The sequence below is a fragment of the Tessaracoccus zhenghani genome (genome assembly GCF_055326325.1).
Genome location: NZ_JBUZNQ010000004.1, coordinates 72,010 through 96,132 on the forward strand (window position 1 = coordinate 72,010; position 24,123 = coordinate 96,132).

The following is a 24,123-nucleotide window of genomic DNA, read 5'->3' on the forward strand; positions in this document are numbered from 1 at the left end:
CAGTGGCGAACCTTCGAGCGGGCCTGATCGGCCTGGGCTCCATGGGCCGTCACCACGCCCGCAACCTGCGCTCCATCGACGGTGTCGACCTGGTGGCAGTGGCGGATCCGGCGGGGGACCCGTTCTCCGTCGCCGGTGATCTGGAGGTGCTGCCCGGCATCGACACGCTGATCGAGCAGAAGCTGGACTACGTGGTGGTGGCCACCCCCACCCGGTACCACGAGGAGATCGGCCTGGCGCTGGCGGAGGCGGGCGTGCATGCGCTGGTGGAGAAGCCGCTGGCGGCAGACACCGGTGCCGCGAAGCGTCTCGCTGAGGCGTTCGCTGCCAAGGGTCTGATCGGCGCCACCGGTCACATCGAGCGGTACAACCCGGCACTGCAGGAGCTGCGCAAGCGGCTCGAGCGGGGCGATCTGGGCGACCTGTACCAGATCTGCACCCGCCGTCAGGGCCCGTTCCCGGCCCGGATCGCTGATGTCGGCGTCGTCAAGGACCTGGCGTCCCACGACATCGACCTCACCGCCTGGGTGACCCAGCGCAAGTACGAACTGGTCGCCGCCCGCACCATGAGCAAGACCGGCCGCGAGTACGAGGACATGGTTTCGGCCACGTGCCAGCTCGAGGGTGGTCTCATGTCGAACCACCTGGTCAACTGGCTGACGCCCACCAAGGAACGCCTGACGATCGTCACCGGCGAGAAGGGCATGTTCGTTGCGGACACCCTGACTGCCGATCTGACGTTCTACGCCAACGGCAACGTCCAGACCACCTGGGCGGACATCGCGCAGTTCCGCGGCGTCTCCGAAGGCGACGTCACCCGCTACGCCATCGCGAAGCCGGAGCCGCTGCGCACCGAGCACGAGCAGTTCCGCGACGCCGTGCTGGGCAAGGAGGCGGACATCGTGACGATGGAGCAGGGTGCCCGCGTCGTCGAGGTGTGCGAGGCCATGATCGAATCGGGCAAGACGGGCCAGTTCATCTCCGTTTCCTGACCTGATCTGAACACCGGCGCCAGAGGCGCTGCACCGAGGGCGATTCCCGCTGTGAAAACAGTGGGGGTCGCCCTCGTGCTGTGCCCGCCGCGGGGGTGCAGCCTCGCGTCAGCCCTCTTCGGGTACCAGGGTGACGTTGTCAGGCAGGTCGTAGTAGACGTGCAGGGTGCGCAGGTAACCCGAGACGAACGCGCGCGGGTAGGTGAGATCGGGCCGGGGGAGCTTTGACGGGATGGGAACCTCCGTCGGCCCGCTGGCGTCCCGGGCGGCTTCGATGGGCCCGACGATGCGGTTGGCCACGAAGCGTTCGTTCTGGCCGAGCCCCCGACGCGTCGCGTCGAACCAGACGGCGGACGGCACGAGGAGCGCCGCGGCGGTCAGCACGGCCAGGTACTGACTCCTCTGCCGGGTCACGAAAATGGCGGCCAGACAGGACAACACCGTCAGGGCCAGCAGGCACAACGGCACGAGATGGACCCTGGTGTTGGCGACCCCGGAGGCGAAGACGAAGATGCAGGACCCGGCGAACGCCGCCCACGCCAAGACCGCCGGGGTGCCCAGGAGGGATGTGCCGGCGAGCAGCGCCAACCCCACCAGCGCGACGGTGGCGATCATGAGGACGAACAGGAGCACGACCAGCCAGGTGTAGCGTTCCGGGAACTCGGCGGTCGCGAGGGAGGGGACGCGGACCCGGTACGCAGCGGCGACCGCGAAGAAGGCGCCTGCCGCGCTCGCTGCCGAGGAGAGCCAGACCGTGGCACTGCGGCCCGTCGAGGGGTGCACCGCTGCCACGGCCAGCAGCGCCACCAGGGCGAGCCACAGCGGCCAGGAGCGGCTGAGCAGCATGGACGACGACACAGCCGTGCCGTGCAGGAGCCGCTCCGCCAGCGGGGAGTCCTGGACCACCTGTCCAGTGCGGTTCCAGAGCCCTGGCGAACTCATGTGGACAGCGAAGGAGACCACGGCCGCGCCCACGAGGACCCACAGTTTGGCGCTCAGTCGGAAGCCGGCGACGAGCACGACACCCACGGCCAGGATGATGCCCGCCCCGGACGACACCTCCTGCATCGCGTCCGTGAGGGCCACGAGCAGAGCGGCGGCCACGACGAGCGGCCACCCCAGCGTTCCACCGCGCAGCAGATCGACGTACACAGCGATACACACGGCCAACATCCCCAAGGGGGCCACGTAGTTCACGCCGCCGGCGGCCCAGAAGATCCCGTCGCCGAAGATGCCCGGCACGAGCCAGCACACAGCAGAGATGGTGCCCAGGCCGGCGGCGTAGACCCAGACTCTGGGGGCGTCGGCCGGCCGGCCACGGGTCGCCGCCCAACCGAGCGCGAGGCCTGTGCCGGTCAGCATGGCGGGGGCGAAGAGTGGGAAGAACCAGATGCCGGGCCTCAGCAGGAGCCTGAGCACCGCGTCGGACACCCGTCCGTTGCGCCGCCCCCAGTCGTCGACGAGCGAATCCCACCAGTACTGGACGGTGAACTGGCCGTACGGTCGCCCCGGTTCCGCGAGGAAGGCGTAATCGTCGCCCGCAAGGAACCAACTCCGGAAGAGCCACCACCACGCCAGGTAACTCAGCACCGCGAGACCGGCAATGGCCCACGTCGCTCGCTCGTACCTGCGTCGACGCACCGGCGTCGGTTCCGTTGCCATGGCGGCCCCCTTCGTCGCTACTGCTGAAGGCTAGCCCGGGAAGGGCCTACGGCACGGCCAGGTTCACGTCTTCACCGCGTGAATGAAGGGCGAAGGCATCCGTCCGGGTGAACAACAGATATGGTGTCGCGAACGGATCCGGCGTGTGCCGGCCGAAAAAGGAGCGGGCCGGTCGATGGCGGGGATCTTCATGTCGGGTGGATGCGTCATCCGCGACACCTTTGAACAGTTGCAGCACGAGCACGAACTGACTGGTTACGTGGCACGCCAGTCGCTCATCAGCGCCGCCTCGCCGCCGGTGGAACTCCCGCCGGGCTTCGAGCCAGCGGGCTTCGAGGAGCGGCAGATGGCGGGCGACCTGACCTCCTCCCTGTTCGGCCGGATCGAAGAGGTGCATGAGCAGACCGACCTCCTGGTGCTGGACCTCCTGGTGGAGCGGCTCGGCGTCATCGAGTTGCCTGGCGGCACCTACGCCACCCGCACGCCCTACCTCAACAAAAGCGGGCTCCTGGGCGAGTTGTTCGAGACGGCGCCCCGGCTCAAGCTCGGTACCAGGGAACACTTCGAGCTGTGGAAGCCTGCCGCCCGGCGCCTCCTGGAGAAGCTGAGCTCGCTGGGCATGCTGGAGCGGACGCTGCTGGTGGAGACCCCCTTCGCCACCACCACGATCTCCGGAACCCCGGTGAAACCCTACGCCGGTTGGACCCCGGAGATCGTGCTGGCCAAGTACTCGATCTACTACGCGTTCCTCCGCGACGGGGGGATGCCGAGCGCCCGGATCCCGGACGAACTGGTGATCTCCGACGACGATCACAAGTGGGGCGCATCGCCCTTCCACTATGCGAAGCAGACCCATGACTGGCTGCGCGACACCATTCTCGAGGCCCTTCCGGCGCCGTCGCCCGACGACCGCCCAGTGACGGCTGCTGCATAGCCCCCGTTGATGACGCTGTAGGCTTTGGGCTGTGTTCGGCGAGGGCCGGAATCCTGAATGGTGAGGAGAATCTCAGGTGAAGATCACCGTCGTTGCGCTGGGGAAGATTGGTCTGCCGCTAGCGGTGCAGTTCGCTGACGCGGGCCACGAGGTCATCGGTGCGGACGTGCAGCAGGGCGTCGTGGACCTGGTCAACCAGGCGACCGAGCCGTTCCCGGGTGAGGCGCACCTGCAGGAGAAGCTCTCCGAGCTGGTGCCCGCCGGCCGCCTGCGCGCCACCACCGACACCAGCGCCGCCGTGGCGGAGTCTGACGCCGTCGTCGTGGTGGTCCCGCTGTTCGTCAACGAGGAGGGCATCCCGGATTTCGAGTGGATGGACAACGCCACGCGCTCCATCGCCGCCGGCCTGAAGCCCGGCACGCTCGTCAGCTACGAGACAACTCTTCCCGTGGGGACCACCCGCAACCGGTGGAAGCCCATGCTGGAGGAGGGGTCCGGCCTCAAGGAGGGCCTCGACTTCCACCTGGTCTTCTCCCCGGAGCGGGTGCTCACCGGCCGGGTGTTTGAAGACCTGCGCAAGTACCCCAAGCTGATCGGTGGCCTCTCAGAGGAGGGCGCCAGGCTCGCCAAGGAGTTCTACGAGGCCGTTCTGAGCTTCGACGAGCGCCCGGACCTGCCGCGCGGCAACGGCGTGTGGGACCTGGGATCGGCCGAGGCCGCAGAGATGGCCAAGCTGGCGGAGACCACCTACCGCGACGTGAACATCGGCCTGGCGAACGAGTTCGCCAAGTTTGCCGGTAAGAGCGGCATCGACGTCTACCAGGTCATCGAAGCCTCCAACTCGCAGCCCTACTCCCACATCCACCGTCCCGGTATCGCCGTGGGCGGGCACTGCATCCCGATCTACCCGCGCCTGTACCTGTGGACGGATCCCGACGCCACCGTCGTGGAGACGGCCCGCAAGGCCAACGCAGCGATGCCCGCGTACGCCGTCTCGATGCTGGCAGATGTCGCCGGCGACCTGAGCGGCAAGCGCGTCGCCGTGCTGGGCGCCTCGTACCGCGGCGGCGTGAAGGAGACGGCGTTCTCCGGGGTGTTCCCGGTGGTCGCCGAGCTCCGCGACCGTGGCGCCGAGGTGGGCGTCCACGACCCGATGTACACCGACGAGGAACTGGCCAAGTACGGCTTCGCGCCCTACCACCTGGGCGAAGAGGCGGACTACGCCGTCGTGCAGACGGATCACATCGAGTACCGCACGCTCACCAAAGAAGACCTGCCTGGCGTGAGCGCCATCGTCGACGGTCGCCGCAGCCTCGACCCGGTGGACTTCCCCGGCGTCGACATCCGGGTCATCGGCCTCGGCTGATCCCACACCAACGACATCACCCGGCCTGATCCAGGCCGGGTGATCGTTTTTTGGGCGTGGGGCTCCCAACCGTGAGGCGGGCTGGCCTCAGCCGGCGAAGTTGAGGAGCGCCTCGATGACCCGCTCGGAGGCGTGGCCGTCGCCGTAGGGCTGGCCCAGGTCTGTGGTGGGGGCGGGCCGGACGATCACGTCGGAGAGCTGGGTCAGTTCGGGGTCGAGGATGTTCCACCCGCTGTCGATGGTCTCGGTCCACTCGGTCTCCGTGCGGATCGTGGTGGTGGGCGTGCCGAGGAGGAAGGCCTCCTTCTGCAGGCCACCCGAATCCGTGACCACACCTGCGGCGGCCATCACGGCGCGCACCATCTGCGGGTAGGCCAGCGGCTCGACGGCGAACAGCGAGCCGTTCGACAGCGCCAGGCCGTGCTTCTTGGCCAGCGCCACGAGGCGGGGGTGGGCGAGCAGCACGACGGGCACCGGGGCGGCCTTCAGCGCGCTGAGGATGGCGCGGAGGCGCTCGGGGTCGTCGGTGTTGTCGGCGCGGTGGATGGTGGCCAGCGCGAACGGCTGTTCCGGGTCCACGCCCTGGGGCAGTTGCGGGGCGTCATTGGCGACTGCGTCCCGAGTGGCGAGGCACACGTCGGTCATCACGTCGCCGACGAGCAGCGCCCGGTTCGCCAGGCCCTCCTTGGCGAGGTTGTCCATGCCCACCTGCGTGGGCACGAGCAGCAGGTCTGAGAGGTGGTCCGTGATGATGCGGTTGTGTTCCTCCGGCATGCGCCGGTTGAAGGACCGGAGGCCCGATTCGAGGTGCGCGAGCTTGACGTGCATCTTGACCGCGGCCATCGCGGCGGCGGCGGTGGAGTTGGTGTCGCCGTAGGCCAACACCCAGTCGGGCTGGTACTCCTCCAGCACGCCGTCCATCTGGGAGAGCATCGCGCCGGTCTGGCGGCCGTGGGTGCCGGAGCCGACACCCAGGTGCGCGTCGGGGGCGGGGATGCCGAGATCCCGGAAGAACACATCTGACAGCAGCGGGTCGTAGTGCTGCCCGGTGTGCACGATGATGTGTTCCACGTCGTCATACTGCTGGGCGGCCCGCACGATGGGGCCGAGCTTGACGAACTGGGGACGGGCACCGACGACGCTCATGAACTTCACGCGCTCCAGTCTGGCACAGCGCCGTGCGGTCCCGGCGCACCCGCGACGGGGGTGTCAGGGGTCGGAGGTCGTCCACGCGTCGCGGCCCTCCCACGTGCAGACACACACCTCGTTGCCCTCCGGGTCTGCGAGCACCCAGAAGCTGGGCGCCTCGGTGTCGTTGATGATGGTGCCACCCGCGTCGGTGGCCGCCTTCAGCCGGGCCGGGGCCTCGTCGTGGGCGACGGTGAGGTCGAGGTGGATCCGGTTGCGCTGCGAGCGGGGCTCATCCATCTGCTGGAACCAGATGGGCGGACCGATGAAATCCGGATCCGTGAGGGCGTCGTCGTCCAGGTCCCAGCCGGTGACGGCCTGCCAGAAGGCGGCCACGGTCGGGATGTCGAGGGCGTCGATGGCGATCTCTATCTGCGCCAGCCTGCCGGGCTCCGACGTGAGGCCCCGCTCACGGACGAGCTCTGTCACGGCGGTGCCGAACCGCACGTCACGGTCCGTGATGGCGCCGACGTCGTGGCTGGCGACCGCGAGGTGCACGCGGTTGTAGCGCACGTCGATCTCCGGGTGGTGGTCGTGCTCGTTGGCCAGTGCCGCGACGGCGTTGACGAAGCTGAGGGCCTCGTCGAACGAGCCGGCGTCGACCAGGAGGTGCATCCGGCCGAGCAGGTAGCGCCACTGGGGGAGTTGCTCACTGGCATCGTGTCTGGAGAGTTTCGTCATGCCACACGATAAGCCGGGGCGGGTGCCGGTGTCTGTAGAGTTGCGGTGGCTCGTCTCCCTGCAGAAAGGCGCACCAGTGTCAGACCGCAAGCCCCGTGTCGTGCTGTTCCGGCACGCCCCCGTCGACTTCGACTCCCGCGCCAAGCGCATCGCGGGCACCCTGCACAGGGGAGGCTTCGAGCCCATCATCATCTCCCTGGAACCCGCCGGCGGGACGTCCGAGGAGTTCCTGCTGGACGACGCCATCCGGGTCATCCGGGTGCCGCTGGCGTTCCGGCCCAAGGAGTCGCTGCTGAAATCGGTGCCGACGGATCCGAATGCGCCGGACCCGGCCGTCGAGCAGGTGCGCGCGCTGCGTCGCCGCCGCGGCATCTACGCCGAGCGGGTCAAGGGTGCTGACGCGGCCTCGGCCAAGGCCGCCGCGCACTACGCGAAGCTCACGGCCCAGATGGCACCCTTCGTCGCCGGCCGGCTCGGCCGACGCGTGGCCCACCGCGTGGGATGGGCGCTCGACACCGTCACGGCCCCGCTGCGACCCGATGCCGCGCACCGTGACCTCTACCGCGACCTCGACCTCGCCACCACGCTGCCCATCGCGGACCACACGGCCTACACCCTCACGGATCTCCTGATCTCGCTGCGGCCCGACATCCTGCACGCCCACCACCCCAACGTGCTCCCCGCCGCGTGGCAGGCGCTCGACGCGCTGCGCTCCGCCGGCCACCCCGTCCGCGTCTCGCTGGACATCCGCGAGAACTTCACCGGCCTCCCGGACAAGGAGATCGGCGACATCGTGGCCCACCGCACGCTGCTGGAACTGCAGCGTCGCTTCATGCCCTTCGCAGATCACGTCACGTCGGTGAACCAGCAGATCGCCGACATCGTCACGGAGCAGTACGCCCTGGAGCGCCCTGCCATCGAGTTGCGCAACTACCCGGTGCTGGCGGAGCCCACCGGTCCCCGCACCGTGCGTGAGGCGGCAGGGGTCGACGACGGCACGCCGTTGATCGTCTACTCCGGCGTCATGAGCCGTGCCCGGGGCATGGACACCCTGATCGACGCCATGGCGCACGTGCCGGCCGAGGCCCATCTGGCCATCGTCACGATGCCGTTGCCGCATCCCATGGAGCCCGAGCTGATGGAGCAGGCCGAGGGACTGGGTGTGGCGGACCGGATCCATTTCGTGCCCGCCGTGGACCAGAGCGAGCTGATCCACTACCTCAGCGGCGCGGATGTCGCCGTCCACCCCATGCCCGGGGGGTCGCCGAACCACGACCAGGCCATGCCGAACAAGCTGTTCGAGTACCTCCACGCCGGCCTCACGTTCGTCACGTCCGACGCCAAGTTGCTGGCGCAGTTCGTCACCGACAACGGCATGGGCCGTGTGTTCCGCTCGCATGACGCGGAAGACCTCGGCCGCCAGCTGACGGCCGCCCTGGCCGCCCCCGTGCCGGCCGAGCACCTCGCGGCGCTCGCCGAGCGGTACTCCTGGCAGCACAACGAAGCGGTCATCCTGAAGGAGTTCTCCAGGCTCGCCAACCTCACGGAGACCGACCCCCGCAGCGGCCGGGCCCGGATCACGCCCGCCGAGGCGCCCTTCCGTGCGTCGGGCTCCGCCGTCGAACCCCCGCACGTGGTGCTGTTCCGGCACGCCCCGGTCGACATCGACACCCGGGCCAAGAAGATCGCCCAGACGCTGAGCCGCGGCGGCTACCGCGTCACGATCGTGTCGGTGGAGCAGCCTGGCAGTGCCCCCGGCGAGGCCGTCATGAACGACGTGCGGATCATCCGGGTGCCCCTGCAGAATGCGCCGGCCGCACCGCCGAAGCCCACCTCGCTGCCTGAGCGCCTCGTCGCCAAACTACAGCGCGACGCCCCCGCGCGGGTCCGGGCGCTGGTGACCCCGCCGTCGCAGCGCCCCGAGGCCATCATCGAGGCGCACACCGGCACCCTCGCGCAGTTGCTCGTGAGCCTGAAGCCCGATGTGCTGCACGTCCATCACCCCTACGTGTTCGACGCGGCCCGCGTCGCGCTGCGCCGGCTCGGCCCCGAGGTGCGGATGGTCTACGACGCCCGCGAGAACTGGGCCGGCCTCCCCGTCGTCGAACGGGGCGCCCGCGCGCGGCACGAGATGCTCGTGCACGCGGAGGCGGCCGGCATCGTGCACGCCGACGGTGTGCTCACCGTCGCCGAACCCCTCGCGGACGACCTCAAGGCAAGGTTCCGGCTGCCCCGGCGCCCGACGGTGGCGCTGCACTATCCGGTGGAGTACCCCCTCGTCGGCACGCGCACGGTGCGGGAGGCGCTCGGCCTGGGCGACGACGTGCAGCTGCTCGTGTACTCGGGGGTCCTGAGCCGGGCCCGCAACCTGGACCTGCTGATCAGGGGCCTGGCGGAGCTGCCGGAGCACGTGCACCTGGCCCTGGTGGCGGTTCCGTACCCGCATCCGCGGGAGGCCGAGCTGCGCAAGGTGGCCGATGTCGCCGGGGTGGCCCAGAGCCGCCTGCACTTCGCGCCCCCGGTGGACCAGCACGAGTTGGCGTACTACCTGAGCGGCGCGGATGTCGCCGTCTCGGCCATCCCCAAGGGGTCGCCGAACCACGATCTGGCCCTCCCCAACAAGCTCTTCGAGTACCTCCACGCGCGCCTGCCGCTGGTGCACGCCGACGCGGCCGCCATGCGGGCGTTCACCCGGCGTGAGGGCACCGGCACGGTGTTCCGCAGCGGCGACCTGGCCGACTACCTGCGCGCGGTGCGCCAGAACCTGGAGTCGCCGGTGCCCGCCGAACTGCTGGCGGAGAAGGCCGCGGAGCGCACCTGGCAGCACCTCGAGCCGCGGATCCTGGGTCTCTACGACCGGCTGACCGGCTTCATCCATACGGAACCGGGGCCGGACTTCCCGCCGATGACGGTCACCGAGGTGGTCGACCGGGAGGGCTGACGCGGCCATCCTCTGCGCGTTAGGGTGGTTTCCATGCGCGCTGTCATCGTTGAGGCCCCCGGAGATGTCGACGTCCTGAACATCGGCGAGGCGGCGAAGCCCACCCCCGGCCCTGGCGAGGTGCTGGTGCGCACGGTCGCCTCCGGCGTCAACCGGGCTGATCTCCTGCAGCGTCAGGGCCACTACCCGCCCCCTCCCGGCATCACCGACATCATCGGCCTCGAGGCCAGCGGTGTCGTGGAAGAGGTCGGCGAAGGCGTCGAGCGCTGGAACCAGGGTGACGAGGTGGTGGCGCTGCTGGCAGGCGGCGGCTACGCGGAGTTCTTCGTCGCGCCGGAGGGCCAGCTCATCTCGCCCCCGCCGGGAGTCGACCTGGTCTCGTCGGCCGGGGTGCTGGAAGTGGCGGCCACCGTGTTGTCGAACCTGCGGGTGGGGAACCTGGCCCACGGTGAGGTGTTCCTCGCCCATGGTGGCGCCGGCGGCATCGGCACGTTCGCCACGCAGTACGCCAAGGCGCTGGGCGCTGTCGTCGCCGCCACCGCGGGAAGCGAAGCGAAGCTCCAGCACTGCAGGGACCACGGCGCGGACTTCGCATTCGACTACCACGGTGACTGGGTCTCGGAACTCCGGGAGGCCACCGGCGGTGCCGATGTCATCCTTGACATCATCGGCGCGAAGTACCTCGAGGCCAACGTCAAGGCGCTGAAGAAGCGGGGCCGCATCGTCGTGATCGGCCTGCAGGGCGGGGTGAAGGGGACGCTCAACCTGGGCGCGCTCCTCTCCAAGCAGGCGAGCATCACCGCCACCTCGCTGCGCTTCCGGCCGGACACGGAAAAGGCGGAGATCTGTGCCGCCGTGGAGGCGCAGGTATGGCCGATGTTGAATGACGGCCGAATCAAACTTTCCCCAGAGACGCGCATTCCCTTCGACGAGGTGCGCACCGCCCACGAAAAGCTCGCCGGAGGCGACAATGTGGGCAAAATCGTGCTGGTCCACTGAGCCGTCGAACCGGGCGACACGCCGAGGTACAGAACCGTTTCCAAACATGGATCAGCGCCTTTGTTCCACGATCAAACAGCAGTTGGTCTGCGGCTTCAGTGACCGGGCGACGGGGAGGGTCGCCGTTCGCCCTCATGTCGCGATTCGTGGGCTATTGACCTTTCCGTAACGACTGTTCTAGCGTCGGCCACAGCCAGTGCTGGCCAGGGGGAAGCAGGACGCAGCCCCCGTACATTCAGGCCCGAGCGCGGGTGCCGCCGTGCATTCCGCCGTGCCATCAATTCTTGGGGAAGAAGTCATGGAACAAGTCAGCATTCGTCGACCCTTGGCGTGGATGATCGCCATTGCAGTCCTTCTCAGCGGATTCTTCGCAGCCTCCCTCAACAGAGCCTGGGCGGCCCCGGATGACGGGGTTGCCGACATCAAGGGGTTCTTGTCGACGAACCCCACGGGGAACCTGGCCACCTGGTCCAAGGACCTCGGAACGGTAGGAGCGTTGGCGCTCCCGCTGCCCCTGGTGACGTCGTCGCCAGGGGCATTGCTGGGTGTGGACGACCTCATCCAGAAGGTGGTCGTCGACACCCTGTCGGGCGTTGAGAACTTCACCGACCTGACCACGGGCACCTTCCCCTTCACGCTTCCTGACGGGCGCAGCGGCACGCTGATCACGAACGCCACGCAGGTCGGCGCCGGCTGGCGCGTCGACTTCACGGCGACCGTGAACCGCACCGTCACCGGGCTGGATCTTCACCTCGCCGACGACGCCACGGGCGTCGACCTCTCCGTCACCGGCGGCGTCTCCGCCGCGGTCGCGGCCCAGGTGAAGTTCAGCATCCAGGAAGACGGCAGCGGCGGCGTGTGGATGATCCATGACACCGACCCCACAACCCAGTCACCCCGCCTCGACATCGACGTCACAGCCACGGTGACTGCCAACGCCAAGGCCGCCGTCGGCATCCTGGGCGTGTCGCTGACCGGCTCGACGCTGTCGGTCAAGCACTACACGAAGGCCACCTTCAACGACCCCAACAACGACGGCAAGCTCGCCTTCGTGGGCAACCAGGCTGAGCTGGCGGCGGCCGGCTCGCTCGAGGGCCTCGTGCAGGCGGACCTCGATGTGGACAGCAACAGCTCGATCTCCGGTCAGTTCACCCTCGGCGCCGATACGACCGTGACCATCCCGGGCTTCCCGACGACGGTGAACGCCACCGTCGCCGTCAACTGGCCCGACATCACGCAGGGTGCGCCGCAGGTCACCGCGACCGGCTTCGACGCCACCCTCGGCAAGTTCCAGAACATGAACCTGCAGAACCTCGCCGACGGACTCGCCCGCGTGATCACCGCCATCAACGCGATCCAGCAGCGCAACTACGACTCCGGTGGCGTGCCCACCGGCAACCTGGACCTCCCCTTCATGCGCGGGACCCTGGCCGACGTCATCGCCATCGCCGAACCGCTGAAGGCCTTCCTCGCGGACAACGTCTGGTCCGACGGTGACCCGGCGAGGCTCGGCACCCCCAAGTTCAGCTCGCTGCAGGACCTCCTGACCAAGCTCAACGCCAGCCTCGATCTCGGCACGGTCAGCTGGGACTCCACCAACAACAAGTTCGTCATCCCGCTGGAGTTCTCGGACACGGCCTCCGGGAACCTCGACAAGGCCGCACAGGACCTCTCGGGCACCAGCAGCACCTTCACCGACACCACCATGACCGTTTCCGGCACCCCCTGGGCGGGCCAGGACCTGTCCGGACGTCGGGTCGTCGCCGGTTCATCGGGCGGCGAGATCGCCAGCAACACCGACAACTCCCTCACCCTCACCGGCAACTGGGCGCCCAGCACCCCCACCGGCACCGTCAACTGGGTCATCTCGGGTCCGGAGGAGCGCACCGGCGCCATCACGTTCGCCGATGTGCTCACCAACGACGACGGCGCGGGCATCCTCGGCGCGAACGCCGAGGCGAGCGCCGCAGTGGTGAGCGCCACCCACAAGGCCACCATCACCGTCGTGCTCGACCTGAACGACCCCGTGACGGGCATCGGGTGCGCACCGGCAGACAAGGCAGGACAGCCCTGCCCGTACGAGACCACCATCGCGGGCATGAAGATGCAGGTCGACGAATGGCCGCTGCCCACCGACCGGGTGATGCTGCGCACCGGCTCCACGATCTACACCGCGGACTTCCCGATCGAATCGACGATCGACATGCAGGCCAGGGCAGGCTTCTTCAAGGTCAACATCAAGGGCGACCTCGTCATGTGCCGCTCCAGCCAGAACGACACCTGTAGCGACACCGGCACCGATCCCATGGTCTCCATGGCACTGAAGCCCATCGGCGACGCCCAGAAGGACATCCGGCTCAGCAAGCTCGTCAGCATGCTCGTGACCGATCCCGGCGCCGTGCTGACCCCCGACATCAACATCCGCGCCAAGGCGACGGCGAGCATCACCGTGCCGGAACTCGAGGGCTTCGTCGGCAACGACGTGACGTTCACCCTCAACTGGACGGATCTGACCGACCCCGACACGCTCGCGTTCACCGCGCCGAACTTCTCGAAGCTCACCTCGCTCGATTTCTCCGTTGACAACCCCAAGGCGTTGTTCAACATGGTCATCAAGCAGCTGCAGACCCTGGTGCACAACATCGCCGAGGCCGATCCCGGCACTGGCAGCGACGCCTACAACACCAAGCTGCCGGGCATCGGCCGCTCCCTGCGCGACCTGGTCCTCAGTGACCAGGCCAACGGCGACGCGGGCGTCACCTACGGCACCAAGACCCTCGTCGACAGCACCCGCACCGCCGCCGCAGCGAAGTTCACGCAGGCGATGGTGGGCCGCGCGATCACGGTGGGCACGCAGGTCAACATCGTCGAATCGGTGAGCACCGACGGCACCACGCTCACCATGGTCAAGGACTGGGACGCCCTCCCGGTGGCCGGCACGCGCTACACCGCCCGTGCCGCGCTGCTCGACGCGGTCGACTGGCTCGTGGCGAACAACCCCGACACCATCCAGGACCTGGTGACCAACCTCAATTCCCGCCTCGGCGGCACGCCGCTCTCCGTGGCCTACGTGCCCGGGACGGCCCCGGCACCGGCCAGCCTCGTGCTGAAGGTGGCCTGGGACCGCAGCTACCGCACCGACACCCCCATCGCGGTGGATCTCGGCGCGCTCGGCGACGTGGTCACGGTCAAGGCGACCGGCCAGGCGCAGGCCAGCGTCACCGGCTCCGTGAAGGTGGGAATCCTGGTGCCGCTCAGCACTGCGGATCCGGGCTTCAAGGTGATGGAGGACTCCAGCATCTCGGTGCACGCCAACGCCTCCGGCGAGGGCGTCCTCACCGGCACCCTCGGCCCCCTGTCGCTGTCGCTGGGTGACCCCTCCGGCGCTGAAGGCGCCGAGAAGGCCAAGGTCGCCGTGGATCTCGGCGTGCGCATCGGCGTCGACGGCGCCACCGCGAACAACCCGGTGGACTGGTCCACCTTCCTCAGCAGCGCCGGCGTGAAGCTCAACCCCACGGGGATGGCGACCGGCGGCGTCACGTGTGAGAGCGGCATCACCACCGAACTCATGGCGTGTGCGAACGTGCCGCTCTTCGCCAAGGGCGTGAGCGATTACACCTCTGTGGGCGCCCTCAAGGTGCGCCTGCCGCGCTCGTCCGACCTGGGTGATCTGCTGCCCAGCGGCAACCTGCCCGCGCCCGACGACGCGCTCAAGCAGCTCGACATCCCGGCTGATCTCGCCGCGCGCATCGCCGCTGCGGTGCTGGACTTCGGCCAGTTCGAGCACGGCCTCGACAGTTACCTGGCCACAGCTGAGGTTGCACTGCGGGCGGCCTCGTTCGAGGGCAAGCTGCCGCTCGTCGGCAAGGACCTGCAGCAGGGCGCCGACTTCCTCGGCACGCTGCGCACCACGCTGAAGAATGAGGTGCTCGGGGGCCTGACCAGCTTCAGCCCCAAGGACTGGGTGGCAGAGGTCAACAAGCGCCTCGACGAGAAGCTCACCGCAGCCGGCCTCCAAGCGGTATCCCCGCTGGTCGGCCTGGAGTGCAAGGCGTTCCTGGAGCCGGCTACGGGCCTGACGGCAGTGGCCGTGCCTGTTCCGGCGGCGGATGCCGTGAAGCAGACGTATGAGTACCGCGTCGTCGCGTACCAGGGCGAGCCCGATGCCAAGGAGGACACCGTCGCGAGCAGCGTCGCCTCCGTCGAGCAGACTGCACTGTCCGCGAGCGTGGGCGTGAAGCTGGACTGGACGGCTGTCGCGGGAGCGACCGGCTACAAGGTGCTGCGCAAGCTCTCCACCGACGCCGAGTTCATGTTCCTCTTCGACGTGGGCTCCGCTCTGACCTACACCGACAACGGGACGGCCACAGCGGCCGCCTACACCCTCGTCCTCGAGAAGCCTCAGCTGATCGACTGCCCCGCGAACCAGGTGGGTGGGGTCACGCTCGAGGTGACCGTGCGCGATGAGTTCACCGGCGCGTCGCGCCCGCTGGACATCGGCATCCCCGGCCTGTCCCTCAAGGCTGACCCGGCGAGCGGGCAGAGCACCGTCAGCGTGGGCGCGAAGTTCGCGCTCCACCTGAAGGTGGGACTGAACCTCAACGACGGCTTCTACGTGGCCACGCAGGACGGCTGGGACACCGTCGACGGCAACGCCGTGGCGAGCCCAGAACTGGGCGTCGAGCTGACCGTGACCATGCCCGCCAAGGTGGAGGCGAAGCTCGCCTTCATCGGTGTGGACATCACCTCGGCCGGGGCGCCTGAGGTGTTCACCGGCCACTTCAAGGTGGATCTACACCAGCCCGGGCAGACCGGCAGTTGCTTCGCCGCCGCCGACGCCCTGTGTGCGCCGAGCGACAGCGCCAAGCTGACGTTCGCCGATCTCAGCACGGCCTCCATGGGAGACCTGTTCGCAGTGTCGATCGGCGCCGCTGTCACCATCGACTGGGACATCGAGTCCCGGATCGAGATCGACGGCGACGACTCGCTCCTGCCTGGTGTGAAGGTCAACTTCGAGCTGGGCTGGACGATCTCCGCCGACAACGACGGCGGGTCGCTGCGGTCCAGCGTCGGTACCCCGACGATCGCGTTCAACGACTTCCAGATCGACGCCGGCAAGGTGTTCTCGGACATCCTCGGCCCCATCCTGGAGAAGGTGAAGAGCGTCACGGGCCCCATCCAGCCGATCATCGACGCGCTCTACGCGCCGCTGCCGGTGCTGTCCGACGTCAGCAAGGCTGCAGGCGGTGGCGACATCAGCCTGTTCACCCTCGCGGAGACGTTCAGCACGCTCGCTGACGGGCCGGACCTCACCATGGTGAAGCGCATCACGAACGTGATCACGCTGCTCAACTCGTTGCCCGAGTGCACGACCAGTTGCTGGGTGACGATCGGCAGCTTCAAGGTGCTCGGCGACGACGCGCTCGACACGACGCTCACCCCGGACGTGGCCGGCAGCCTGATCACCGGTGGCGTGCCGAACGCCACCCTCCTGTCGGATCTCAACGGGAAGGCCGACGGTTCCGCGCCCGCCACCTTCACCGTTCCGGGGGGATCGGCGCCCGCAGGCAAGGCGAATGAGGCCGGCATCACGTTCCCGATCTTCCAGGAACCCACTAAGGCGTTCGCCCTGCTGATGGGCGGCGACATCGACATCGTCAAGTTCGACTCCGGCAACCTGACGCTGGGCTTCGCCTTCAGCCAGGAGTTCGGACCGGTCTACGCACCGCCGCCGGTGCTGCTGACCCTGTCGGGTTCAGCGTCGATCACGGCGCGTATCCGGGCCGGCATGGACACCTACGGCATCCGCAAGGCCATCGAGATGCGGGACACCGCCTCCGCAGGTGAGATCGCGGTCAGCGTGCTCGACGGTCTCTACTTCGACACCAATGACGAGAACGGCAAGCCGCTGCCGGTGGTCACGCTCAAGGGCGAGATCGCCGCGGGCGCGATGGTCAGCGTCCTGGTCGTGTCCGTGGGCGTCGAGGGTGGGCTGGGTCTCACGGTCGGCCTCTACTGGAACGATCCGAACAACGACGGGAAGTTCAGGCTCACGGAATTCGTCCAGGCACTGGTGGTCAACCCGTTGTGTCTGTTCCAGATGTCTGGCCGGGTCTATCTGTTCCTGCAACTCAACATCAAGATCGGCGTGAGCATCTTCTCCGTGTCGTTCTCGGTGCGGTTGGTGGAACTGACCCTGTTGGACTTCACCGTGAAGGTGGACTGTTCGCCGCCTCCGCCCAACGTCGGCGGCGTGGTGGGTGACACGCTCTACGTCTTCACCGGCAAGCTGGGCACGGACTCCTACCGCGGCGCCCCGTGGGGCGCCAAGGCTGACGGCGACGCCGAGGTCATCAAGGTCACGCAGCTCCACTACGCGCAGACCACGGCCAACATCGACGGCACCGACGGCGCCTACGACGGCATCAAGGTGCAGATGCTCGGCATCACGCGTGAGTTCCACGACCCGGGCATCAAGCGCGTCGTCGTGGACGGCACCAGCAGTCCTGTGCCGATGAAGCTGACGTTCAGCGGTGACGGCCAGCGCCAGACGGAGGTCACTCCTGAGGGCGCACCGCCGCCGGCAACCACGGCGTTCGACCGTGAGGTCGTCGTCAAGGGCACCGGATCCGCCGACCAGATCACGGCGGGCAACGGCCCGGCGTACATCGACGGCGCCGGTGGCGACGATGTCATCACCACGGTGGACTCCGGCCTCACGGTGAACGGTCTCGTCTCCAAGGCGTGGGTCGCCGGTGGCGCTGGTGCCGACAACATCACCGTCGGTGACGGCGACAACAAGGTGGCCGGCGACGCCACCCTGGCGTTCACCCAGAACACCTCTGCGCTCACCACCGTCAAGGCAGTGGACGCCGAGAGCGACCCGCCGGACATCCCGGTGGGGGCCGTGATCGCCTATGCCTCCGCGAAGGATCCGACGACGCAGGCCCAGGGCGACAACTGGGCCGGCGACACCATCCGCGTCGGTCTCGGCGCCAGCAAGGTGCGCGGCAACGCCGGCGACGACACCATCTCGGTGACGACCAACACGCCGACGCTGAGCTCGAAGGGCAGCAGGCTCATCGGCGACGACGGCAACGACCGCCTCAACGGTGGGGCCGGCAACGACGTGATCTTCACCGGCGCTGAACTCGACTACGGCGTGGACGATGTCGGCTCCGACGACGCCGACGTGACGACGTTCAACATCGTCAACTCGGGCGAGGGCAACGACTTCGTCTGGGGCAGCAAGGGTGTCGACTACCTGACCAGCGGCTCGCTGAGCAACCAGTCCACGCAGCTGGTGGGCGGCGACGCCAACGACGTGCTCGTCGGCGGCCTCGGCACCGACAAGCTCTACGGCGGCCCGGGCGACGACTACCTGTCGGCAGAGCCCGCCGTGGTGGGGGACCCTGCTGTGGATCCGCACACCATCGACGGCGTCACCTACGGTCCGCTCCGCAGCGTGACCGCGCTCCCGCCGGGAGCGACGCCCAACACCAAGACGCTGGTCGGCGGCCTCGGCAACGACCACGTGTTCGGTGGCGACGGCGCCGCGCTGATCTACGGCGACAAGTTCAACCAGGCCGAGCAGTGCAAGGCCGGCGCGACGGTCCTGTCCGACCCGGTGGCAGAGTCGACGACCGCCGCCACCGGCGACGGCAACGACTTCATCATCGGCGGGAAGGGCGTCGACACCGTCTCGGCAGGCGGCGGCGACGACCGCGTGCAGGCAGGCGGCGGAAACGACCTGGTCTGCGGCCAGCACGGCAGCGACAAGCTCGACGGCCAGGGCGGCGACGACCAGCTCTGGGGCGGCGCAGGCGTTGATTCCGTCTGGGGCGGCGACGGCGAGGACGACGTGTTCGGCAACGCCGACAACGACTTCCTCTACGGCGGCAACGGCGAGGACCTCATCGAGGGCAACGCCGGTGACGACTGGGCCTCGGGTGGTCACGACGACGACCTCGTCGTCGGTGGCACCAGGGCGGCAGGCAAGGCCGACGGCGCCGACCAGTTGTACGGCGACCAGGGCCTTGACCGCCTGATCGGCGACAACGCGACGGCGGTCGCGGACAGCGTGCCCGTCGATCTGGCGACGACGGTCCAGCCGTCGACGCTGGGCGGCAAGGACACCATCTGGGGCGGCGACGACAACGACACCGCCTTCGGTGGCCTCGACGACGACACGGTGTATGGCCAGGGCGGTGAGGACCACCTCGAAGGCAACAACGGTGCTGACACCGTGCTCGGCGGCGCCGGCCACGACATGATCGTGGGCGGCTCGTGGGAGGAGGCCTCGGCAGGCATCGGCCGACCCGACGCCGGCGACCGGCTCTTCGGCGAAGAGGGCGACGACCTCATCGCCGGCGACAACGCCATCATCTCGGTGGTTTCGCTTGCGCAGACCCATCAGATCCTGCGCAACCGGATCACCGACGGGCGCTCGATCGTCCCGCTCGACCTCGGCGACGCGCCGACGGCGGGCACCTCAGGGGCGGACGAGGTCTACGGCGGCGACGGCACCGACGTCATCCTGGGCCAGGGCGGGCATGACCGCCTGATCGGCAACGCCGGGGCAGACCTCATCGAGGGCTGGGCCGGGACCGACTGGATCGAGGGCAACGACGGTGACGACGACCTCATCGGCGGCTCCAGCTGGGCTTTGTCCGGCACGGGCAACACCACCGTCGGGCAGCCCGACGTGGCCGATGCCATCTTCGGCGGCGACGGCGACGACGCACTGCTGGGCGACAACGGGCGCATCACCCGTCCGTCGACCGGCGAGGCGAGCATCGCGGCGCTCAAGCGGATGGGCTCCGACGGCGGCAGCCTGGTCACGGCACGCTGGGTCGAATGGTTCGATCTCGCGGCTGGTGGCGCGGCCACCCGCTACGGCGACGACCGCCTCAGCGGTGGCGACGGCGTTGACGGCATCTGGGGCCAGGACGGCGCAGACGTCATCTCCGGCGACGGCGACGGCGACTACGTCGAGGGCAACGGCGGCGCGGACACCATCCGCGGCGACCTGCCGATCGGTGTGGAGTCGGCCAAGACGCCCGGGGCCACGGTTCTGGCGGATCCCGGGTGGCCGGGCTCGGCGAGTGCCGCAGCCCAGCTGATGGGACCGGGCGCTCCTGACGGCCAGGACGACATCATCGGTGGCAGCTCGCGTCGCGCGTTCCGCGACACGGGCGACATCATCGAGGCCAACGGGGCCGACGACGTGGTCGTCGGCGACAACGGCACCCTGCTGCGCAAGCTCCAGGGCATGCCGGGCGAGTTCGTCGAGGCGGTGTTCACAGAGCGGTACCCGATTGGTGCCGTGCCGTCGAGTGCCACCGCGGTGCGGGTCTCCGATCCGGCCTCCGGCGAGCCGACGACCAGGTTCTGCAGCGCGAGCGGCACCACCTGTGAGCCGGTGGGCGCCTTCGGCGACGACGTCATCTACGGTGACGACGGCGACGACGGCCTCTGGGGTCAGGACGGTGACGACACCATCCGTGGTGGCAACGGCAACGACGAGGTGTACGGCGAGCTGGGCAGCGACGAGCTGTTCGGCGAGGCCGGTGACGACGCGATCCTGGGTGACCGGGGCGGCGTGGTGACCACCTACCTCGATGGCGACCGTGGCCCCGCAGAGTTCACGGTGACGCTCAACCAGCCGCCCGCCGAAACCTTCACGGGCTTCCGTCGGGGCGCGCTGGATCGACGCATCGATCTGCTGCACGACACCAACGGCGGCGTGTGGCTCGGTTCCAGCACCACCAACGTCATGCCCCATCCGGGCACGGTGGAAGGTGGCCGCGACCGGATCCGTGGTGGGCTGGGCTCCGACGTCATCGACGCCGGCGCTGACGACGACCTGGTCAATGGCGACTCCGGCGGTGACCGGATCTTCGGCGGCAACGGTGAGGACGTCCTGTGGGGCGGCCGCGGGTGTGACCCGTTGGCCGACGCCGCAACGACGGACTGCCTCAGCAACGGCGCGTTCGACGCGTCATCGCGAGGTGACAACGACCGGTTCGTCGACTTCGTCTTCGGCGGAGCGGGCGAACTGGACACGGCCAAGCAGGACGTCATCGGCTCGGACATCATCGACTGGGCGCCGCGTGGTGGCTTCGCCAGCTGCACGACCAGCGACTGGCCGGTCGACCTCGGTGCACAGGTGGTGGACCCGTGTGCCTGGTTCGAGATGACCGACACGGCCGACGCCGATGCGGTCAACGACCAGCACCACCAGGGTGTGGACTGGCTCTACGGCGGCCTCGACAGGGACGTGCTGCAGGGTGACGTGACGGCCAACGGCCCGAACGCCGGTGACCGGCTGATGGACACCACAGGCGCGTTCAACCTGTACTCGCACTGCAACGCTGCCTACGGCGGCTTCAACGACCTGCGGGTCATGTCGCCGGCGGTGCGCGACTTCGTGCACCAGCTGGCGTGGACGGCCGGCGCCGGCCAGACGGTGGGGGATGTGACCACGAAGGGCACCTCCGCCTTCACCGAGACGGCGATGGTGTACAACACCGACATGAAGCGGGCGGCAGGACCTGCCTACCCGAACACGCCGGGTCACTTCGACATGCCGGCCTGCCAGCCGTAACCGTCGAACGGTCGGCCCCACCCCTCCTTCGGGCGGGGTGGGGCCGACCGCTGTGCTCAGGGCAGTGGGTTCCGAGGTGAGGTTCAGTTGGTTCCGAGTGCGCCGGTGAGGTCGGCGTCGGGCGAGTCGACGATCAGGAGGCGCACGAGGCGGTCCCTGACTCCGACGGTCTCTGACCACACGGTGCCCAGGTTCCGGCGCCCCACCCAGGTGTCGTCGGTGGCGCTGACCTTCTCCGTGACGGTGCCGACGCAGGCCTCAGCCTGACGCAGCCACTCGGCGAAGTACGCCGAGGCGTCGGTGGCGGTGGCGAACTCGAGCGTCAGGCCCACGCCGGCGTTGCCTGCGTCGTCGCTGAGGTTGCCCTCGAGGGCCGCCACGGGCTGCGGGTAGGGGCGGATCTCCGTGCAGCCCAACGCGACGGCGGCGTAGGCCGAGTGCTCCGGCGAGGTGGCGTGCACCCAGGTGTCGTTGCCCATGAACCCCTCGTCGGGGCTGCCGGGCCTGGCGGTGGGCCGCCATCCCTCGGCCGTCGCGACGTCACCGGGGGCGAGCCCGCCGGCCGTGCTGGGCGCCGGTGCGGTGGGCGCCGGGGGCGGCTCCGAGGGCGGAGCGGCGGTCTCCGCGGCTGGGGTGGAGGCGGCGGGGGTGCCCGAGGGGCTCGGGTCCACCGTCGGCGTGGCGGTCGACGGGGAGGGCTCGACGGTGGGCTCAGCGCTGGGCGTGGAGGTGGGCCCGGCGGCCGTCGAGACGCTGGGCGTGGGTGGGGCCACCGTCGGTTCCGGCGTCTCCGGGGACGGGGCGCACGCCGACAGCAGCGCTGCCACCGCGAGCGCCGAGTGCCGCGCGAACCTGGCGCTCATCGCTTCTCGAAGTGGTGCCAGTCCCACCCGGAGAACCAGCTCCAGCCGTGCGACTGGAACGCCTTCACGGGGGCGCTGGTCGTGGTGAGCATGCCGGGCACGACGGGGGTGCGCTGCACGTGCGCGGTGCTGGGGTGCCACTTCCCGGTGGGGTCGCGGTACGGGTTCTGCCACGGGTTGACGTCGACCGCATAGCCGTAGCTGTGCGGCGACATCGCATACGGGTTGCCCACCACGCTGCGGCAGTTGAAGCCCGAGGTGTTGTTGGCGGCCATCATCGCCAGGTCGTCGCCGCCGAACACGTCTGGGTTGGTCATCTGATAGACCGGGAACCCCGCCTCGAACGTGCGCCGGAAGACGTCGGCCACCTCCGCCGCGCGCGAGCGCCGCACCACGATCTCGCCCCGGTAGACGCGCCCGTCCATCGACTGCTGGTTGATGCGGATGGTGCTCAGGCCGCTGGGGCCCACTGGGCAGCCGCTGCGGTACGTGGCCGACACCTCGGCGGCCGTGGTGTTCGAGATCACCGGGTTGGCGATGCGGGCCCGCTCGATGCCCAGCGACGCGCTGCTGGGGATGGTGGTCCCCCAGGGGAGATTGGCGCACATCCTGACCTGCGTGGTGCCGAGCGTGCCGAGCCCGTGCCGGTAGGTCAGCTGGTAGCTGCCGTCGGAAGTGGTCCGCGCCTCGCCGGTCTTGAACCAGCCGCCGGGCACCGCCGCGTAGGCCTGGACGAGGAGGTCGCCGATGCCGGGGGCGACGCGGCCTGTGATGGTCGCCGTGCCGAGCGGGTCGATGCGGGTGGCGGAGGTCAGGGTGACGTCGGCGCGGCGGAGTTCCACCGCGCGGGTCGCCTCGCCTCCCGCAGAGGTGACGACGAGGGTGGCCTGGCCGACGAACCCGCCGGCCAGCGTGGCGGTGAAGGCGCCGCCGCTGAGGGTCGCGGTGGAGGAGGAACGCACCACACCCGCGGCGTCGCGCAGCTCGACGGCGACCGCGGCCCCGTCGTCGCCGCCGCTGACCGTCCCGGTGACCTCGATGTCGCCGAGGCGGTCGTAGAGCACTCCGGTGGGATACACCGGGTGCTGCACGGACCGGATGGTCACGGATGCGGCCAACGGTTGCTGGGTCGCCTCGACGAGCGGCTCGGCTGTGTCCTGAGCCGCAGTCGCAGGGGCGGTGCCCTCCGCAGCGGCACCTGGCTCTGAGGGCTCCGGGCTTCCTGGGACGGCGACTGCGTCCGAGGGCTCCGGGCTTCGTGAAGCGGCCCCCGGATCGGTGTAGCGAAGGCCGCCGACCGCCGAGTCCGGCTCACAGAATGAGGCGACGACCCCGGAGTCGGTGAAGCGCACGATGTTGTTGAATACCCACTGACCGCGCGCCACGTAGCCGCCCGATGAGCCGCGCGTGTACGTCGTCATCCAGATCGACGACCGGCAGGCCCCGCGGCCGGTCCATTGCGTGTCGCACTCGGTCTTCCAGCGTCGCCCGCCGCTGGTGTGTTCGCCGGGCGTGGCCAGCACGTTGCCCACCCACTGCGCCCGGGGGGAGGGTTTGTAGGTGAGGTTGTTGAAGGTCCAGCCGTACTTCTCGACGTAGCGGCCCGCGCTGTAGGTGACGGTGGTTGCCTGGATCTCGGTGCGGCACCGCTCCACGGTGGAGGAGTACGGCTCGCAGGTGGTGCGCCATTGTCGACCATTGAGGGTGTGCGTACCGGGGGTGGTGTAGACGTCCAGCGCGACAGCGGTGTCGCTCATCGGGACGATCAGGAACCCGAGCGCCATCAGCAGGCCCAGCAGGCCGGAGCCCAGGGCACGTCGTCGTCGCAGAGGCCACCTCATCACGTCACCCTAACAGCGGCACCGGATCACGTCATCCCCTTGTGGTGACT

General features: G+C 69.1%; 11 protein-coding genes. 6 read left to right on the plus strand and 5 right to left on the minus strand.

The features are described from left to right. Window positions 1-2 precede the first annotated feature (2 nt). Window positions 3-992, plus strand: a complete 990-nt coding sequence (locus tag ACZK4S_RS10365; protein ID WP_463644340.1) for a Gfo/Idh/MocA family protein — start codon at window positions 3-5, stop codon at window positions 990-992. Between the two features lie 108 nt (window positions 993-1,100). Here ACZK4S_RS10365 and ACZK4S_RS10370 read toward each other — a convergent pair whose 3' ends face one another. Then, window positions 1,101-2,654, minus strand: coding sequence for a DUF6056 family protein (locus tag ACZK4S_RS10370; protein ID WP_463644190.1), 1,554 nt, complete (start codon window positions 2,652-2,654; stop codon window positions 1,101-1,103). A 175-nt stretch (window positions 2,655-2,829) separates the two neighbouring features. Between ACZK4S_RS10370 and ACZK4S_RS10375 the strand changes: the two genes are divergently transcribed. Next, a complete protein-coding gene (locus tag ACZK4S_RS10375) occupies window positions 2,830-3,588 on the plus strand; it encodes a DUF6270 domain-containing protein (protein WP_463644191.1) in 759 nt (252 codons plus the stop codon). A gap of 76 nt (window positions 3,589-3,664) precedes the next feature. After that, window positions 3,665-4,954 carry a nucleotide sugar dehydrogenase gene (locus tag ACZK4S_RS10380; RefSeq protein ID WP_463644192.1) on the plus strand — a complete coding sequence of 430 codons (1,290 nt, stop codon included), beginning with the start codon at window positions 3,665-3,667 and terminating at the stop codon, window positions 4,952-4,954. An 87-nt stretch (window positions 4,955-5,041) separates the two neighbouring features. On the opposite strand, the gene wecB is transcribed toward ACZK4S_RS10380, so the two are convergent. Together wecB and ACZK4S_RS10390 are read right to left on the minus strand one after the other, a co-directional pair. Continuing rightward, the gene (gene wecB, locus ACZK4S_RS10385; RefSeq protein ID WP_463644193.1) at window positions 5,042-6,109 is read right to left on the minus strand and encodes a non-hydrolyzing UDP-N-acetylglucosamine 2-epimerase; all 1,068 of its coding nucleotides are present in this window, start codon (window positions 6,107-6,109) and stop codon (window positions 5,042-5,044) included. A 54-nt stretch (window positions 6,110-6,163) separates the two neighbouring features. Continuing rightward, window positions 6,164-6,823: a 4a-hydroxytetrahydrobiopterin dehydratase gene (locus ACZK4S_RS10390; protein WP_463644194.1), complete on the minus strand. Its 660-nt coding sequence runs from the start codon at window positions 6,821-6,823 to the stop codon at window positions 6,164-6,166. Between the two features lie 76 nt (window positions 6,824-6,899). Here ACZK4S_RS10390 and ACZK4S_RS10395 point away from each other — a divergent pair, with 76 nt between their 5' ends. The 3 genes from ACZK4S_RS10395 to ACZK4S_RS10405 all read left to right on the plus strand — a co-directional run bounded on the left by ACZK4S_RS10395 (window position 6,900) and on the right by ACZK4S_RS10405 (window position 21,369). Beyond that, a complete protein-coding gene (locus ACZK4S_RS10395; protein ID WP_463644195.1) occupies window positions 6,900-9,764 on the plus strand; it encodes a glycosyltransferase family 4 protein in 2,865 nt (954 codons plus the stop codon). A gap of 33 nt (window positions 9,765-9,797) precedes the next feature. Next, entirely contained in the window at window positions 9,798-10,763 is a 966-nt protein-coding gene (locus ACZK4S_RS10400; protein ID WP_463644196.1) for an NAD(P)H-quinone oxidoreductase, read from the plus strand. 334 nt (window positions 10,764-11,097) lie between these two features. Continuing rightward, window positions 11,098-21,369, plus strand: coding sequence for a calcium-binding protein (locus ACZK4S_RS10405; RefSeq protein ID WP_463644197.1), 10,272 nt, complete (start codon window positions 11,098-11,100; stop codon window positions 21,367-21,369). 83 nt (window positions 21,370-21,452) lie between these two features. On the opposite strand, the gene ACZK4S_RS10410 is transcribed toward ACZK4S_RS10405, so the two are convergent. Beyond that, a complete protein-coding gene (locus tag ACZK4S_RS10410; RefSeq protein WP_463644198.1) occupies window positions 21,453-22,232 on the minus strand; it encodes a hypothetical protein in 780 nt (259 codons plus the stop codon). Then, window positions 22,229-24,073, minus strand: coding sequence for a M15 family metallopeptidase (locus ACZK4S_RS10415; RefSeq protein WP_463644199.1), 1,845 nt, complete (start codon window positions 24,071-24,073; stop codon window positions 22,229-22,231). Before ACZK4S_RS10415 ends, ACZK4S_RS10410 begins: the two co-directional genes overlap by 4 nt. Window positions 24,074-24,123 lie beyond the last annotated feature (50 nt).